We start from the raw sequence: 16,544 nt of genomic DNA on the forward strand, positions 1-16,544 counted from the left end.
GGGTTATTTTCCGTCGACCTCCGCCGCTTCATCCTCGGCCAGCGAGAGCCAATGCTCCCAGTCAAACCGAAGAAGCCCACTGACCATGTAAATTGATATGAGAGCCAAAAGGGCTCGTTCCCGCAGGATGACCACGGCTGCAAGGACCAGGATTTTGAGGCTCAGAAGTCGGAGCCGGTTCACCGATCCCTTCTTGATCCCTTTCAGGTTTCCGTAAGGCACCGAGGAGATCATGAGCCCACCGGTCAGGACAGCAAGAGCAGCCATAACCAGAGGAGGCAATGTGATCCCTGCTATAATCCAGGAGACCAGAAAAAGCCCCCCTGCGGGAATAGGTACCCCCTGGAATGGACCGGGAACATGGATCACGTTAAACCGGGCTAACCGCAAAGCACCGCATAGGGCGAAGAACACCGCGACCAGAGCTCCAGCCACGCCAGGCATAGCTGAGAGACTTGACCTATAGATCAGGAGAGCCGGAGCCACACCAAAACTGACCACGTCGCCCAAACTGTCGAACTCAACACCGAAAGCGCTGCTCACGCCCAGCATCCGGGCCACCTTCCCGTCCATAAAGTCGAAAAACACGGCAAAGGCGATCAACCAGGCTGATGGAATTACCTGCCCCTTCATCGTGAGGATGAGGGACAACATACCGCACAGCAAATTACCGCTGGTGATCATGTTGGGGATGTATGACCGCCAATGAAACTCACGCCTCTTCAATCGAATTCGTCTTTTCATGACAACTCACTCCTATACAGGTTCGACCAGCATACACCCTTTGACCAAGGGTCACTCGCAACTGCACACCCCGAGGAAGATAGACATCGACTTTGGAGCCCAGCTTGATCATGCCAAAGCGCTCTCCTGTGGCGTACGGCTGCCCTTTTCTGCTCCGGCACACAATTCGCCGGGCCAGCAGACCAGCTATCTGAACGACCAGTGTCCGCCCAAAATCGGTGGAGAGCCCCAGATAGAACCGCTCGTTCACCTTGGATGCCTTGGGAGCACAGGCCATCCATTTTTTCCCGGGAACGTACTCCAGATACTCGACCACCCCGCCCCGAGGCACCCGGTTCACGTGGACACTCAATGGATTCATAAAAATCCCCACCTTCACCGCTGGCCCTGTATATGGATGGTCCAGTGGGACGATCTCCACGACCTTTCCGTCAGCGGGGGCCACCCAACCGTCGGGACCACACAGAGGATGGCGATCGGGATCCCGGTAAAACCACAGAACCAAGAGAACCAGGGGGACCAAAATCAGAGTCGACGAGGGGCAAAAGGCCCACCCAAAGGAGGCCAACGCCCCAGTAAAGATAATGGACGGCCAGCCTTCAGCGGAGATGTTCATTCCTCAGACTCCCGGTCTATCTGGACGACGCTCAGCTCGACAACTGAGTCTCCGGGATCCAGCCGGACAACTATAGCCCCAGCGGCCGTCCGACTCAAAATACGAATCTCCCGGGCAGCCACCCGGACCATCCGCCCCCTAGCGGTCATGATCACGACCTCGTCATCCTCGGTTACAGACGTGGCCGAGGCCAGCAACCCCGTTCGCGAGTTGATCGTCATGACTCTCATACCACCACCACCCCGATGATGGGGCGTGAACTCGTCGAACTGGGTACGTTTACCGATACCCGTCTCACTTACCAACAAGGGACATCTACCCTTCATCAGCACTTCACAACTGATGATCCGATCGCCGCTCTTAAGCCTCATGGCTTTGACGCCTCGAGCAGTACGGCCCATGGCCCGGAATTCGTCCTCGGCAACCCTGAGAGCCTGTCCCATAGCCGAGACCAACAGGAGCTCGTCCTGTCCAGAGGTAGTTCGAATCTGGGCGATCTCGTCACCCTCATCAACACTGACAACCCGACGTCCGGCTCTGGTCAGATTCTCAAGCTCAGACGAGGGAAGACGCTTGGCAATGCCCCGTCTGGTTACAAAGAAAAGGAAGCTCGTCTCGGCGTCCAGATGGGCCTTCATGTTCACTACAGTCTCGTTGGCTTCGAGCGAGATATACTTCCCAATAAGCTTTCCCTTACCGGAACGGCTCTCGGAGATGACATGCCCCTTAATGGCGAACACCCGTCCCTTGCTGGTGAACAAGTAGATATCGTCGTGGGTAGATCCCACGTCCATGAGGGAGACCTGGTCTTCCTCCCGAAGCCGAGCCCCTCGACGTCCCTTGCCGCCTCGTCCCTGAAGGGAATAGGCCTCCAGAGGAACCCGTCTGATATAGCCATCCTGGGAGAGCATGACAACTATATCCTCTCTGGGGATCAGGTCCTCGTCTGAACAATCGCCTCCGACAGAGTCCAGAATTTTGGTCCGACGATCATCGCCGTACTTCCCCCTGAGGGCCGTGAGCTCATCCACAATCACCTGATCCAGAACAGTCGGATTGTCCAGTATGGAGCGGAATCGTTCGATATCGGCCAGGAGACCCGCCAGTTCCTCGTCCAGCTTCTGACGTTCCAGGCCGGTGAGCCTTTGAAGTCTCATGTCTAAGATCGCCTGAGCCTGAAGTTCGGAGAACGCCAGCTCGGTCACAAGCCGCTCTTTGGCAATGGCCGCCGTCTGGGACCCTCGAACGACAGCGATAACCTGGTCGATCACGTCCAGAGCTTTAACCAGCCCTTCCACGATATGGGCCCGAGCCTCGGCCTTGGCAAGCCGGAAGGACGTCCGCCGCCGAACCACCAGTCGACGATGATCCAGAAACACCGAGAGCATCTGAACCAGCCCCATCTCCACTGGCCGGTTGTCCACCAACGCCAGATTGATCACCCCAAAGGTGCTCTGGAGCTGGCTTCGACGGTAGAGCTGACGAATGACCAACTCGGCGTCCACGTCACGGGAGACTTCCAAAACCACCCGAAGGCCACGACGGTCAGACTCGTCTCTGATGTCAGTGACCCCATCGATGGTCTTGTTCTGGACCCCCGCAGCGATGGTTTCAATGAGTGTGGTTTTATTCACCATGTAGGGGATCTCGGTGATCACCACGTGACTCTTGCCTCGTTTCCCCTCCTCAACATGAACCTGTCCCTGAACAACCAGCCGTCCCCGCCCAGTTCGGTAGGCGTCGATGATGCCATCTCGGCCGAGGATCTTGCCTCCCGTCGGGAAATCGGGGCCGGGAAGCCGAGCCAGAAGTTCGCCAAATTCAGCGTCCTCCCCTGTCTCCACCAAGTAGCACAGGGCGTCCACTACTTCCCGAAGGTTATGGGGAGGCATATTGGTGGCCATACCGACGGCGATCCCCGTGCTGCCGTTGATAAGCAGATTGGGCACTTGAGCCGGGAGGACCAGAGGCTCCTGGAGAGACTCATCGAAATTCGGTCCCCAATCCACGGTATCCTCGTCGATATCACGAAGCATAAACTCGCCCAACTCCTGGAGCCGGGCCTCGGTATACCGCATGGCAGCGGCACTGTCGCCATCGATGGAACCGTAGTTCCCTTGACCATCGACCAAGGTATAGCGCATGCTGAAATCCTGAGCCATACGAACCATGGTCTCGTAGATCGCCGAATCCCCGTGAGGGTGGTATTTACCCATGGTCTCGCCGACGACACGAGCCGATTTCTTATAAGACTGGTTATGTCGAAGCCCGAGATCCTGCATAGCATACAAAATCCGTCGCTGGACAGGCTTCAGGCCGTCACGGGCGTCAGGCAGAGCCCGTCCTACTATGACACTCATGGCGTAGTCCAGATAGCTGTGCTTGATTTCCTCCACAAGAGGATGATGAATGATCTTCCCAAAAAGGGTTTGTTCTTCCATGTATGAGACCTCCGAGAGGGACCGAGAAAGCCCCTGGCGTCGGCGGCGTAGGCTCTGCCGCACCGGTTTATTGTACCACGCCAAGGTCGGAAGGGACGCTTCAGCCAAAAGCATATATGGGGACCTCTAAAAACTCAGAAACTCGCCTCAGGTCGTTTCGACAGAGCCCATTCGAGGTTCGTATTTTTGACCTGCCGTCGTGAAGTATCAACTGGGACGAGGCGGACGTCGTCCCAGGCCGAGAGGGCACAGGAGGTACCCTTCGAGGCTACGGTAGGAGCAGGCAGGTCAAAAATACGTTGGGACGAGACAGGGTTCTGGCGAAGCGATTTGAGGCTGGGAGGCTCGGATGCAGACTTTTATATTAACCGCCCGATAACATTGCATATACAAACAGGAGCAACCTCAAATGGGAGGCTGCTCCCTCGCTTGAACCGTGTCCATCTTTCCCCCTGTGGGGAGAGGTTACTCTATTTCTCCTTATTGGTCGATAAGGCTATCCTTGAAGACCCCAAAATAGAGAACGGCCACAAAAAGCACACCACCCAGGACATTCCCCAGGGTAACCGGGATGAGGTTATTGACAAATCCCCAGATACTCACGACCCCAAGCCCTCCGTCGGGCAACGCCGCCAGGGCCACGACCTCTGAATGCCCTTTAAGAAGAAGTCCCATCGTCATGAAATACATGTTGGCGATAGAGTGTTCAAACCCCGAGGCAACAAAGACCATAATGGGGAAATAAATAGCCCATATCTTGCCTACCACGTTCTCCGCTGACATTGAAAGCCACACGGCCAAAACGACGAGCCAGTTACATAAAATACCCCTGAAAAAAGCCTGGAACCACCCCAGCCCCATTTTTTTCGAGGCAATCGTAAGCGCTTTAGCACCGATAGCCCCGTGCCAAAGCCCCGAGTTATACAAAAGAAGGGCTACGACCACCGTACCGATAAGATTCGCCAGGTAGACCCAGCACCAGTTCCGTAACACGTCCTTCATTGAAATGCGCCCTGCCATGACGGCCAACGGCATGACACAGTTACCCGTGAAAAGCTCGCCCCCGGCCAAGACCACCAGGAGAAGTCCGATGGCAAAAACCGTTCCTCCGAGGAGTTTCGCCACGCCTACGATAGGCACGTCAAAGGTGACAACCGTCATTGCCCAGCCGCCAAAAGCTATATAGGCTCCGGCCAGCCCACCCAGGATAAGCATCTGAGGAACAGTCCAGGCAATCTTGGCCTCGGCCGAGGTGCAGCTCAAACGGGCGATCTCTCTCGGTCTTCTCATGGCATTTGGCCCCTCACGATTTTACCATCGATTCCGGTGCAGCCGTTCCCTCGGGACGTCGTTATGGGGATCCTTCACCTCGTCAGGATACCCTATCGCCGCCAAGCCCATAACAGGGACATCCTCAGGAACGTGAAGAAGTTCTTTGATCGTCGTCCCCCGGTCGGGCATATGACATACCCCAAGCCACACAGCTCCCAGGCCCAGGCCCTGAGCGGCGATCAGTAGATTCTCCATGGCAGCGGCACAATCCTGCTCCCAATAGGGTTTGGCCAGCGCGATCTCGGGCTCAACGGCACAGATCGCAAAAGCGAGAGGAGCCTTGGCCAACATCTTGCCGTAGGGATGAGCCTCCGCCAACCGATCCAGAAGCCCCCGATCTGTGATCACCACAAAGTGGGCAGGACGGCCATTGGCCGCACTGGGCGCTGCCGCTGCGCACCGTACCAAGAGATCAATCTTATCGTCCTCCACCGGTTTGTCCACATACCGACGAATACTCCTGCGCCCTAGAAGGACCCGAATCACCTCGTTACCGCCCATCCTACATTCCTCCTTCTTTTCTGGTATATCCCCCGCATCTGGCCCAAATTGCCAAAGCGGAGAAGACCATTTATCATTTACTGGGTTGTTGTATTTCATTATACCCTCAACAGTACAGACCCCCGGGAACACTGACCCAATCGTACAGGAGGCGCACTCATGAGAGAGACCGACCATTCCCTCGCCCACCCGAACCTCGACGAGGCACCCGTTTCTATTGACAGAGACAACAACCAGCCCCCTCTCGGCCAACATCGACAGGGAGAGACCGCTGTACGGATCGGGGTCGACCTGGGAGGCCACAAGATTAACGTCGGAGCAGTCGTCGATGGGACTGTCACGTCGTCAGCTCAAGAACCAACGCCATCATCTCGAACACCCGATACGGTGATCCGGGCCATCGTCAGGCTCGTCCGCTCTCTGAACATCGACGAGCTCCTATCCGTGGGGATCGGATTGCCGGGGATGCTGTCTCTGGACCGACGGTCAGTCGTCCGACTGACGAACCTCCCCCGCTGGGATAACCTTCCCCTGGCTCACCTTCTGGAAGATCGCCTGAAAGTGCCCGTGGTGCTCGACAACGACGCCAAATGCGCAGCCCTGGGGGAACTCGTGGCCGGCGAAGGCCAGGGAATGACCGATTTCGTCATGATAACCCTGGGCACGGGCATCGGTGGAGCTGTGGTCTCCGGTGGCTCGGTCCTACGGGGTAGGCGAGGCCTGGCAGGAGAGTTGGGACACCTGGGACTCCTCCATCAAGAACCTTGCAACTGCGGCGGCATGGGACACAGCGAGACACTCTTCTCCGCCGACAGATTCGATCGACGATGCGTCGAGACCGGGGTACAATCGGTGCCAGCTCTCTGGAAGAAACGAAAAGAACCGAGGCACCGCCTCTTTTGGGACCGATCTTTGGAGGCTCTGGCATGCACGGTGATCTCAGCGGTGCATCTCCTGGACCCCCAGGCCATCGTGTTCTCCGGCGGCCTGGCCAGACTCCCCAACCTGATGGATGAACTGGCTCCTCTGGTGGAGGTTCGTCTGGCAACCGCCTTTCGCCCAGGCCCTCCGCTGCTGCTTTCCCAGCTGGGTGGCGACGGCCCTGTTATAGGTGCAGCCTCTCTGCTCCCCATTCGCGAAGAAACCGGGAGAGGATGAATCCCGGTGCTTCGGGAGAGGCCAGCAGAGCGTAGCACCCCAAGGCGTGGATGAACTCCAGAGGATAGTTCATCTGCCCCCACACAGGAAAACCCGACGCCGCCAGAGACGCCAACCCCACATCGGCATAGCCACCAGGGTTTTTCATCCCCCCTTCGGCTTGGCTGCAGGCAACGACGTGGGGCTTGGGGGCATTGGCAAACACCGTACGGAGCTCCTGAAGAACCCCGCTGTGACAGTTCCCCAAACCATAGCCAACAACTGCAAGGATCCGTTCATCCCCTCGAAGCGACGGGACGACGCCTGGCGCACAAAAGACCCACCCCACCCCCCGAACGATCTCCTGAACCTTTTGGAGATCGGTGTTTATCGCTCGTTTTGAGAAATGAGACAACTCCATAGACCCAGGCTTTCTGATCGAAAGCCCCTGCCCTCTTCGTCCCCACTCAGGGTTAAAATACAGCGGCTGGCCGTTGACCGCCGTGTACGCATCGGGATACTGGGAGTGGGCCTTGTGAGCCCGATCTCCTGGAATGAGCTTCCAGTTGCAGTAGATCCAAACGCCGGGGACATCTGCACAGACCACCTGAGCAGCGCCCCGGAGATTCACCGTCACGTCCTCGGGCATGAAATCTAAAGTGAGCTGACTCCCCGTGAGAACAACCGGGACATTCAGCTGAGGGAAACACAGGCTGAGCCACGCCGAGGTGTAGGCCATGGTGTCCGTTCCGTGAAGAATCAGGACACCCGTCGCTCCTTCACGAAGCTCAAAGGCAACCGTCCTGGCAAGCTCCACCCAGTGAACCGGCGTGAGTTCAGAACTATCGAGCCCCGGAACGCCCCAGGGTTCCCGAGAAACGACGACCACATCCTGATCCTGGAAAATCCCCTCCACAAGCTCGTGAACCTCCTGGGAGGCGCGCTGATCGGGACCGGTCCGTCCCTCAGCACCCAAGGCACTGACGATGGTTCCTCCTGTAAAGATAACCGCCAGTCGCTGCATGCAATCCCGCCTTTCATCGTACATCTCTCCTAAGGGAACCTCTAAAAACTCATAAACTCGCCTCAGGTCGTTTCGACAGAGCTCATCCGAGGTTCGTATTTTTGACCTGCCGTTGTGAAGTATCGACTGGTACGGACAGGACATCGTCCCAAGCCGGGAGGGCACAGGAGGTCCCCTTCGAGGCGACGGTACGGAGCATGCAGATCGAAAATACGTTTGGGTGAGACAGGGCTCTGACGGAACAACCTGAGGCTGGGAGACTCGGATGTGGGTTTTTAAAGGTGCCCCCAAAGAATCCAGAGCCAATGGGACGTGTAGAGGACGAATGACGAGCCCTGACCGATAGGTCCAGGCTCGTTAGCAACTGTCAATCCGGCCCTACGCCACCAACTGATACACCCTGGAGGGGGCGCCGCACACCGGACATCTCTCCGGGGCGTTTCCCTCCTCGATGTGGCCACAGACAGTGCAAAGGTAGTAGTCAACCGAACGCTTTTCCGACAGATGCTCCAGAGCCCTCTTATACAGATCGGCGTGGACCTTCTCGACCTGATTGGCCAGGTTGAACCCCGTCAAGGCCCGTTTTTCCCCTTCAGCCTTAGCGTTGGCGATAAATTCGGGGTACATCTCGGTGAACTCGTAGGTTTCCCCTTGGATAGCGTCTTTCAGGTTTGCCTCCGTCGAGCCGATTTTCCCCATGTTCCGATAGTGCATCTTGGCATGGATGGTTTCGGCTGCGGCGGCAGCGCGAAACAACCTGGCAACCGACTGGAACCCCTCTTTGTCGGCCACCTCGGCATAGAAAAGGTATTTCCTGTTCGCCTGAGATTCACCGGCAAAAGCCTCACTCAGATCAGCCATGGTCTTGCTCATGCCCATTCCCCCTTCCAGAATATATGGCGTATCCCTCTCTCTTGTAATTATACCACTGTGATACGGTAACTTCGAGGAAGATGGCGAGAGGAACGTATCAACCAAGGTGACCTGTAGGAGTCACTCGCCCTTGGTGGTGGCGTACGGCATGGTCACATCCATGATTGTAGCTATACCCCTTGCTCTCGGTTGAACTTGGGGCGTCGTCCTGGCAGCCATTTTCAGGAGCCCTCCCCGAACCGAACGTCTCAATCTCCATCAGCAAGACACCGACGCCAGAGAAAAGGATTCTCGTCGATGGGAACGTCCCAGCTACGGGCGATGTCCCGAACACAGAGCAGATGAATCACCGGCACACCCCGATCGAGATATCGGCAAAACAATCCCTCTCGGGGCATGGAATCGAAAGGAGCCTTAGTGATTCCGCCGGGAAAGGCCGCAGATTCCTCCCCACTGCCAAAAGTCACATCCGCCCCGCCAATGCCGACAAAACACCGGACACCACTCTCTCCGGCTGCTTCTTCGTACAGCCTCAGACGATACTCAACGCTCTCCTTCAACCCCGGTTCCAGGATAAACCCCGCTCCCAGACGCCGAGCTTCCTCAAGAACCCGCTCCCGCCACTGGGGAAAGAGGGGGGCCTCATCCCGATCATTGCGACCTCCCAAGGAGAAACCCAAAAGCACGGGAGCCACCAAACCTCTTTTCGTAAGATCTCGAACGAGATCCACCACCGTAGCTCCTAACCGGTTGGCTCCGTACATGGATGAACCCAGGGAACAGATCAGCAGAGGGCGAAGCCCCACGGCCTCACAAGCCGACAAAACGGCAACGAGAAGGCCCGGAAAAGAGGCACTGGCCCCGACAGCCACGACATCACCCCGATCCAGTCCCAGGTTATGAAAAAGACGCACCATACCGGAAGCCATCAGAGGATGGGTAGATGTTCGTTTGTCCTTCAGGTGTCCCAAGGTCGTCGTCAGGGGGCTGAACTCCACACCGATAAGCCCCGTGCCATAGGGGTCAAGATCGGCAGAGACCACGATATCCCGCCGAAAACACCGATACAGCGCCTCGTTCAGACAATCCTCCATGATCTCCGCCGCACGCATCTCCTGCGACGATACTGCCAACACCTCGGTACTCCCGAGAAAGACCACGAAGCCCAGTGCGACCATACGGAAAAAGCCCCCCATAAGGGGGGCTCGTGATATCGTCACGAACTAACGCTTCAGCGGACCATAGCCGATGAAGTCGTTCCACTCCTGAGGATAGCCCGTTATCTTGAAGTTCTGGTATCCCAGAGCGTAGTTACCCAAGAGGTGATCGCCCAGCTTGAGCCACGTACGGTTCCAGTCAACAGCCCGGTCGTACGCAAAAGTGGAAACCAAATCCACAGCGGCAGCCTTCTTGCCGTGGTTCCAAAGCTCAGCAGCATCCTTCTGGACAGCGTACGTCTCGGAGAACTGAAGCTTCATCTTGGGATCCCGAAGAGCATAGATCTCCTTGATAGCCTCGCAGTAGCGAAGAGTAGCCATCTGCTGGACATAGGAGTTCACCCACCAGCCGGAATCACGACGGAAGTCCTCGTAGCGGGAACCAACCTCGTAGAATTTGGGAAGCTCCTTCATGACAGGCCACAGAGGCGTGAGGTAGGTGGTATCCGGTGCGCCATAGCCAAACCAGCTGATACCCTTGAAAGGGCCGCTGATCTTGGGGTTGACCTCGCCGATGTGAACGTAGCAGGTGCGATGCATGTTGATGGAGCGCTCCCAGGAGCCTTTACCCTTGTTGGCATATCGAAGAGGATTCCCCCAGGGACCAGCAGCCGGCCCCTTGGTCAGGTCGTAGGCCGTACCCTGATAGTAGTCGCCTTTGATCTTGAAGACATCCCACACAGAGAGCTTCTTATCGGGCTTGACGAAGAGAGGATAGTTGTATTCGCTGGGACCCTGCTTAAGAGAAGGAGCCACGAGCTCCTGAGCCCTCCAGACCCGCCGGGTGGCATACAGTTTATCGTTGGGAGCGTACACATCAGCAGGGCTGAACTTCGTGGCATCAACATCAAGGCGACGGATCCAGCCCTTTTTCACGCCGTAGGAGATGAGGTTAGGTGAGTGCATGACGTTCTCTTTGTCAGTGAGGTCGATGTCGCGCAGCCTGGCGCGGTTGGCCGAGACGAAAAACATATCGTCGGGCATACGGACGGCGCACCACAGATCTCGGCCGTAGAACTCGGCGATCCAGACCTCGTTGCCGTCGGTGATATCCATGGTCTCTCCGCTACCGGCCCAACCATATTCCTCCACCAGATCGCCCATGATGCGCACGGCCTCCCGAGCCGTAGCAGCCCGCTCCAGAGCGATATCCTGGGCCAGCCAGCAATCGATGATGCCGTCGCTGTCGGTCACAAGATCCTTTTTGATCTCGGCATCCTGAGTGCCAAAGGTGGACTCGCCCATGGCAAGGCCCATCTCGTTCATGAAGGAATAGCGGCTCTTAAAGTAGCGATAGGTATGCTTCACCTGAGAAGTTTCACCCATCACCTCTCCGGGCTTATATCCATGGTCGTTCATGATAAGCTCCCGAACGGATCCGGCGGGCCAGTCCTTCTCAGGGATAATCCAGAGCTTGAAGTTGGCACTCGTTGAGTCGTCGTTATGGGTGATAATCGAGGTTCCGTTCACCGTAGCTTTTTTCCCCACAGCAACGATGGTACACGCCGAAGCGGCCATGGCAAAAACAGCCACAAAACACAGTGTGACAACCAGAGATATCAGTTTTTTGTTCTTCATCGCTCACACTCCTTGTTCTTTGTTTGGTCCCACAATTTCCCGGGACACCGCTCGTTCTTCTGACGCGGGGCTGTTCTGCCGTCGCACCACTCCCCTCCTGAACTTCTTTTTCCTGCTACGATCAATTCCAGAAGATCTTGGTACTGTGAGCCTTCGACGGATCGTGAAGGTAGGCACCGATACCGTTAGCCATGACATCGTCAAACTCAGGCCAGCTCGCTTGAAGCTCCTTCTCTGGAAAGAAATCGTTCATCTGACGAACCAACTCGGCCACGGACGACAGATGCCGCCCGACCCGGTATTTCATGGGCGCACCAAATTCTATGTTATATTCGGGAACACAATACAGCAAACCATGCTCCGAAGCCGTCTGGAGGAACTCGTCCTTCCCCTCCATCATGAGAGACTCGTTGATCTTGCCAGCCACTCGGTCGATAAAGGGTTCCATCGTCTCCATCAACACAGCGAAGACACCATCATACCCCTCTTCGGGAAGGGCCGTATAGTCCCCCACCTCCCGGTGAGAGAGGCCTCGAAGACTCTTAGGGCTGGCCTCGCACTTCATGGGGAAGGTCGTTGCGCTCAGCTCCATAGCGGCCATCATGGCGATGTCCAAGGCTTTATCGTGAGCCACATATGTGCTGACCACGGGGTACATAAGGGACGCCTCGTGGGTATCGCAGTAGAGATCGGCCTTTTCCTTGCGGATAAGCTCCATGAGAGCGAAGGCCAACTGCTCGGTCAGGTTCCCATCAGGCCGTCCGGGATACGTTCGGTTCAAATTCCGGGCATCCGTATATGCAAGGTTCTGCTTGGATGGATAATGAACGTACGTGAAGGGGTCTGGCCACTGATCCAGAGGATCGCTGGCCCTGTCACCTATCCTGTAGGCCTTGGGACCGAAGGACGTCTGGACGTGAAGAAACTTGGGATAGGCATTCCCCAGCATCCCCACTCTGGAGGCGCTCATATTGGCATGAGGAATGACGAACACCCTGCCCTTAGTCACGGAGATGTTTTCCATAACCACATAGGCCGCCAACATAGTGGCAGGCTCGTAGGGATGAGTCCCTCCCAGAAAGATCAGCGTCCCCCCAGGGACCCCCGAGTCGTACAGATACACCGGAGTGTCCACGCCGGTGCCCTTGATACCCTCAAAATAATCGCTGAGCATGATCTTTTTTGTAAAAGCGTCTGAAACAACCACGGACTCCTTGTAGTTCTGGAGCTCCATAAATTCCCGACCGCCCAGAAAAGCCACCACGGCCACCAAAGCCAGAACAATCAGTTTTCGGGGAGTAATCCCGGTCTTCTTATCGGTCATCATGGCCTCTCCTACTTAATGTGAAGAACCCGAAGGACAAAGGGGATCAAGGTGTAAGCGTAGACGATATCGTAGATCAGCCCAGTCCTGGTCTTCCTGAAAAAGAGGTTTCTAAGGAGCAGAAACCCAAAAAAGGCCGCAATAACGTAGTATAGCTGGTGGATGATCTGGTTCAGAAATGGAATCACCGGCATCCCCTCCTCATCGAATCACAAGAAACTTGAAGAAATTAGCGTTCATCAACATGACAAGAGCCACCAATCCCATAAACAGAGCCGGCACGAAAACGCCTCTCAGGAAGGACATATAGCTGCCCTCATACCCCGAAACCTCAATAGCCACTCGGCCAGAGATACGGGACGGGGGCAGGCAGTCGCCCAGAGGAAACATGAGGCTCAGGGCCGCCGCCACCACCGTGACGTTAAACCCCACGGAATTAAACAGGAAGATAAGAGGAGTCCCCAGGATTATGGCACTACCGTAGCTCAGAGAGCCCTGAGCCATGGGAAGGACGAACAGAGCCGTCACGTAGATAAAGAAGGTCGGCAGGGTGACAAACGTAATGGCGATCAATCCACGAACACCCGTAGCCGTCATGATATTCACCAGCACACCAACACTGATAACAGTCGCCAGCAGGGGGAACACCTGCTCCAAGGTATCCAGTATAGTGCCATACCATTCCCGCAGGGAGCGACGCACCGGCGAACACAGAACCGCCACACCACCGGAGATAAGGAAGTTCAGAGGCAAACCAATAGTAGGCATGCTGAACGCCATATACTTGGAGAGCACCACGATGACCAGGAACGTCACCATAGGAGCCAGTATCCGAAACCAGTTCATCCCGGCAGGAGGCTCGGGAAGCTCGGACATAATCTTCTCCTTGGCCTGAGGCTCGCCACCTCTCAGAAGGTACACAACGGTAAAGATCGTTATCACCACAATGGGCACGACAAGAGGAACGGTGAATCCCACATAGGGCATATTGGCCTGAGCCGCCATAAGCATCGCCCAAAGATTGATCGGCGGCGCCACAGCCGACAGCATCGACGTCACGTAGATAAAGGCCGTAGTTCGAACGGAGGAGATCCCCATATACCGAAGGACCGTAGCGATCATGCCGCCGACGACGAACATGGACACACTACCGGCACCGGTCAGAGCGCCGGGGATAAGCATGATCACGGCCAGGATGGAGAAAAGAACCCACTTACGACTGTAGAATTGATCCACCATCTTTCGGACCAAAGCGTTCATGGCCCCAGTGGCGGAATAGACGTTGATGAACACCGATGCCGTGATGAAGATCAATCCAACGTCAAAGTAAGTGAACGTCCCTTCAACCAGAAGCCGTACAGGGAACCAGAGCCTTCCGGCAAGAGCACCGGCAATGGCAGTGATCACCATGGATATCTCCGGCGACTTGAGCTTCCAGCTGCACAGAGCAAAGACTACGGCCATCACCGCCAGAACCAAAGAGGTCTCGACGTACATAGACAAGAGCAAAGCCCTCCTTTTAAGAACTACTTAGAGTACATATCTTTGATGACAGGCATTAAATCTCTGGTATCATCAATGACGGTCAGGGGAGCGTTGTTCTTCTTTGCCAACTCGGTGAACCGACCATCGGTATTGCTGTCGGCCTTCACTATGAAAGCCTGAGCATACGGGGCGATGGCGTCGATTGATCTCTCGTCAGCACTGCCGGGCTTTCCCCTGCGGGCAGCTCCCTCAATGTGGGCAGCGATCACCTGGATACCCTCTTTCTTGCAGGTTTCCATTATAGCGTTCAGACGGGCAATCTCGTCGTCGATCGTGACGCCCGATGCGCCCAATCCCTTGGCGGAGGAGCCGATAACGACCAGAACCGTCTTATAGCCACCGGAGACGATCTCCTCGGGCGTAGGTTCGGCGTTGTATGTTATGTCCTTCACGGCCTTGGATCGACTCACCAGAAGCCGTCCCATCTTACCTCCCGGTCCCTGGCCAGCGTTGGTGATGAGCAAAGGCTCCTGCCCCTTCAAGGGCGCATCTCCTGTAACGGCAGCCAGAGCCGCGAGGGGAAGCAGGGACAGAACCATGACAAAAAGAGCCAAAGAGCACAACGTTTTTCGCATAACACACAACCTCCTCAAAATAGTGAACTGAAGCATTCCTCTTTAGGATATCCTGTAGACACCTTTTCGGTCAACGCCCTCGCCGTCGAGCGTCCAATTTGAACCGTTTTGTTCTCAATCGTTTTCGATATCGTGACAGAATCGGATCCGACCCAACCCATACAGAGCTGCTCCATACAGGAAAAGACCAAGAAGAGCCCCGCCGGTAGAGCGACGTCCCCCACCCCACATAACCGGTTTTCGATCGAAAGGGATCCCCTCACGGTCCGCCAGTTCCCGTAGGTTCAAAAGATGGATCACAGGATACCCCGACTTCAGGGCACGACCAATCACGCCGTCGCCACCTTCAGTCTCCCCTGGACGATGGATTCCCGGGGATAACGTCAGAATCGCCGGATCGTCGCCCATGTTAGCGCTGGAACCACCGATGGAGATAACCGCCTTAGGGTCGAGAGAGCGAATCCAGCTCATCTTCCAGCGGATGACCTCGCTTTTGGACCCACAGCGTCGAAGAGGAACGCCCACCTCCGAAGCTGTCCGTTCCATGACAGCCCAAGCCTCGGGAGAGAGCCCACCGCCGGTTTCTCCTTCCCCGCCCGGTGTGTACACCTGAGCTCGAACGTGGAGAAATCCCAGACGTCGAAGAGCCTGAGCCATCAAAGGCCAGGGGGCCTTGGGATCGTTGCAGCCCCAGGTGGACGACCCAAGGGAAACAAGCAAAGACACGTCCAGCCCTCGATACTCGGCTGCCATCAAGACGTTGAGAAGCATTCCAGGAAAGGACGCCGACGACAAAACGGCCACAGAATCGCCAGGAGAGAGCTCCAAGCGATCAAACCATCTCAGAGCCGCCAGAGCCCAAGATGGATGACATGCCGTTCGTTTGGACGGCAAACTGCCTAACGTCGTGGACAAAGGGCTCCATTCGAGCCCGATCAGCCCCAGATCCCAGGGATCGGATTCATGAGACGCCTGAGAGCCACGACGCAGACGCCATTCTCCCACCGCTCTCTCCGCATCACGAACGGTGGTCCAGAGGCGGGCCTCTTCCAAGCTCAGATTCGAACCAGACCAGATCCACAGCCCCCACAAAGTCGAGGCCAGGCAGAGAAGGCACGCACTTCGAAGGAGACGAATCCGCCGGGTTCGACGGCGATACCCCGTGAGATCCAGCGTCACAGAACGGCCTCCTTCAACGCCACGAAAAGGGAAAAAGCCATGGCGGTTGCCGCTGCCGTCGACACAGAGGCCGCAACCGTCACCAGCGGCCCCTGACGCTGAAAATCAGCGGCGACGAGACCGGGGACCGCCCACCCCAGCCACACCCCCATGGGATCGCCCAAACCGCCAATAATCAGACGAAACAGGACGGCCAGCCCCATCGAAACAGCCATCCGTTGACGGCCGTAGAGAACCGTCACCCGACTCAGCCCCTCCAGAACAAGCCAGATCGCCCCAGCGGCGGTGAACGTCCACACGATCTCCATGGGAACCGTGAGGGAGACGGCCAACACCCCCGGAGTGATGATGCCCCCGCAGGAAAGACCGGTCTGTCGATACAAGAGCATCCCGAGCCCAATACCCAGCAGAAGACGCCACAGAGAGCTTTCAATCACACGACATCATCTCCCAAAAGA

General features: G+C 56.5%; 15 protein-coding genes. 1 reads left to right on the forward strand and 14 read right to left on the reverse strand.

What is annotated here, in order from left to right:
• Positions 1-3: 3 nt before the first annotated feature.
• The 5 genes from pssA to CSA35_02760 all read right to left on the reverse strand — a co-directional run bounded on the left by pssA (position 4) and on the right by CSA35_02760 (position 5,634).
• On the reverse strand, positions 4-744 hold the full coding sequence (pssA, locus tag CSA35_02740; protein ID PIE55022.1) for a CDP-diacylglycerol--serine O-phosphatidyltransferase: 741 nt from the start codon (positions 742-744) through the stop codon (positions 4-6).
• The gene (locus CSA35_02745) at positions 713-1,360 is read right to left on the reverse strand and encodes a phosphatidylserine decarboxylase family protein (protein ID PIE55023.1); all 648 of its coding nucleotides are present in this window, start codon (positions 1,358-1,360) and stop codon (positions 713-715) included. The genes pssA and CSA35_02745 overlap by 32 nt, the downstream gene beginning before the upstream one ends.
• Entirely contained in the window at positions 1,357-3,801 is a 2,445-nt protein-coding gene (locus CSA35_02750) for a DNA gyrase subunit A (protein PIE55024.1), read from the reverse strand. The genes CSA35_02745 and CSA35_02750 overlap by 4 nt, the downstream gene beginning before the upstream one ends.
• A gap of 480 nt (positions 3,802-4,281) precedes the next feature.
• Complete coding sequence (locus tag CSA35_02755; GenBank protein PIE55025.1) at positions 4,282-5,091, reverse strand: FdhC protein; 810 nt, start codon at positions 5,089-5,091, stop codon at positions 4,282-4,284.
• A 21-nt stretch (positions 5,092-5,112) separates the two neighbouring features.
• Entirely contained in the window at positions 5,113-5,634 is a 522-nt protein-coding gene (locus CSA35_02760; GenBank protein ID PIE55026.1) for a nitroreductase family protein, read from the reverse strand.
• A gap of 159 nt (positions 5,635-5,793) precedes the next feature.
• Here CSA35_02760 and CSA35_02765 point away from each other — a divergent pair, with 159 nt between their 5' ends.
• Entirely contained in the window at positions 5,794-6,792 is a 999-nt protein-coding gene (locus CSA35_02765) for a glucokinase (protein PIE55027.1), read from the forward strand.
• On the opposite strand, the gene CSA35_02770 is transcribed toward CSA35_02765, so the two are convergent.
• From CSA35_02770 to CSA35_02810, 9 genes are all read right to left on the reverse strand, one after another.
• Positions 6,740-7,795: an L-asparaginase 1 gene (locus CSA35_02770; GenBank protein PIE55107.1), complete on the reverse strand. Its 1,056-nt coding sequence runs from the start codon at positions 7,793-7,795 to the stop codon at positions 6,740-6,742. The genes CSA35_02765 and CSA35_02770 overlap by 53 nt on opposite strands.
• Before the next feature lie 378 nt (positions 7,796-8,173).
• Positions 8,174-8,668, reverse strand: a complete 495-nt coding sequence (locus CSA35_02775) for a rubrerythrin (GenBank protein PIE55028.1) — start codon at positions 8,666-8,668, stop codon at positions 8,174-8,176.
• Positions 8,669-8,916: 248 nt separating this feature from the next.
• Positions 8,917-9,864, reverse strand: a complete 948-nt coding sequence (locus CSA35_02780) for a hypothetical protein (GenBank protein ID PIE55029.1) — start codon at positions 9,862-9,864, stop codon at positions 8,917-8,919.
• Positions 9,865-9,891: 27 nt separating this feature from the next.
• A complete protein-coding gene (locus tag CSA35_02785; GenBank protein PIE55030.1) occupies positions 9,892-11,463 on the reverse strand; it encodes a peptidase C69 in 1,572 nt (523 codons plus the stop codon).
• 121 nt (positions 11,464-11,584) lie between these two features.
• Positions 11,585-12,787, reverse strand: coding sequence for a deacylase (locus tag CSA35_02790; protein PIE55031.1), 1,203 nt, complete (start codon positions 12,785-12,787; stop codon positions 11,585-11,587).
• A 201-nt stretch (positions 12,788-12,988) separates the two neighbouring features.
• The gene (locus CSA35_02795; protein PIE55032.1) at positions 12,989-14,284 is read right to left on the reverse strand and encodes a citrate transporter; all 1,296 of its coding nucleotides are present in this window, start codon (positions 14,282-14,284) and stop codon (positions 12,989-12,991) included.
• A gap of 29 nt (positions 14,285-14,313) precedes the next feature.
• Positions 14,314-14,907 (reverse strand): hypothetical protein, encoded by a 594-nt coding sequence (locus tag CSA35_02800; GenBank protein ID PIE55033.1) that lies wholly within the window; start codon positions 14,905-14,907, stop codon positions 14,314-14,316.
• Between the two features lie 114 nt (positions 14,908-15,021).
• A complete protein-coding gene (locus CSA35_02805) occupies positions 15,022-16,086 on the reverse strand; it encodes a hypothetical protein (protein ID PIE55034.1) in 1,065 nt (354 codons plus the stop codon).
• The gene (locus CSA35_02810; GenBank protein PIE55035.1) at positions 16,083-16,523 is read right to left on the reverse strand and encodes a capsule biosynthesis protein CapC; all 441 of its coding nucleotides are present in this window, start codon (positions 16,521-16,523) and stop codon (positions 16,083-16,085) included. Before CSA35_02810 ends, CSA35_02805 begins: the two co-directional genes overlap by 4 nt.
• Positions 16,524-16,544: the final 21 nt, after the last annotated feature.

Source organism: Dethiosulfovibrio peptidovorans (assembly GCA_002748665.1).
GTDB classification, from domain to species: domain Bacteria; phylum Synergistota; class Synergistia; order Synergistales; family Dethiosulfovibrionaceae; genus Dethiosulfovibrio; species Dethiosulfovibrio peptidovorans_A.

What these genes read in the sequence shown, in the direction of transcription:
- pssA (PIE55022.1), bottom strand. Translation starts at nt 744, where the DNA reads ATGAAAAGACGAATTCGATTGAAGAGGCGTGAGTTTCATTGGCGGTCA.
- CSA35_02745 (PIE55023.1), bottom strand. Translation starts at nt 1,360, where the DNA reads ATGAACATCTCCGCTGAAGGCTGGCCGTCCATTATCTTTACTGGGGCG.
- CSA35_02770 (PIE55107.1), bottom strand. Translation starts at nt 7,795, where the DNA reads ATGCAGCGACTGGCGGTTATCTTTACAGGAGGAACCATCGTCAGTGCC.
- CSA35_02790 (PIE55031.1), bottom strand. Translation starts at nt 12,787, where the DNA reads ATGACCGATAAGAAGACCGGGATTACTCCCCGAAAACTGATTGTTCTG.
- CSA35_02765 (PIE55027.1), top strand. Translation starts at nt 5,794, where the DNA reads ATGAGAGAGACCGACCATTCCCTCGCCCACCCGAACCTCGACGAGGCA.
- CSA35_02795 (PIE55032.1), bottom strand. Translation starts at nt 14,284, where the DNA reads ATGTACGTCGAGACCTCTTTGGTTCTGGCGGTGATGGCCGTAGTCTTT.
- CSA35_02750 (PIE55024.1), bottom strand. Translation starts at nt 3,801, where the DNA reads ATGGAAGAACAAACCCTTTTTGGGAAGATCATTCATCATCCTCTTGTG.
- CSA35_02800 (PIE55033.1), bottom strand. Translation starts at nt 14,907, where the DNA reads ATGCGAAAAACGTTGTGCTCTTTGGCTCTTTTTGTCATGGTTCTGTCC.
- CSA35_02755 (PIE55025.1), bottom strand. Translation starts at nt 5,091, where the DNA reads ATGAGAAGACCGAGAGAGATCGCCCGTTTGAGCTGCACCTCGGCCGAG.
- CSA35_02780 (PIE55029.1), bottom strand. Translation starts at nt 9,864, where the DNA reads ATGGGGGGCTTTTTCCGTATGGTCGCACTGGGCTTCGTGGTCTTTCTC.
- CSA35_02775 (PIE55028.1), bottom strand. Translation starts at nt 8,668, where the DNA reads ATGAGCAAGACCATGGCTGATCTGAGTGAGGCTTTTGCCGGTGAATCT.
- CSA35_02760 (PIE55026.1), bottom strand. Translation starts at nt 5,634, where the DNA reads ATGGGCGGTAACGAGGTGATTCGGGTCCTTCTAGGGCGCAGGAGTATT.
- CSA35_02785 (PIE55030.1), bottom strand. Translation starts at nt 11,463, where the DNA reads ATGAAGAACAAAAAACTGATATCTCTGGTTGTCACACTGTGTTTTGTG.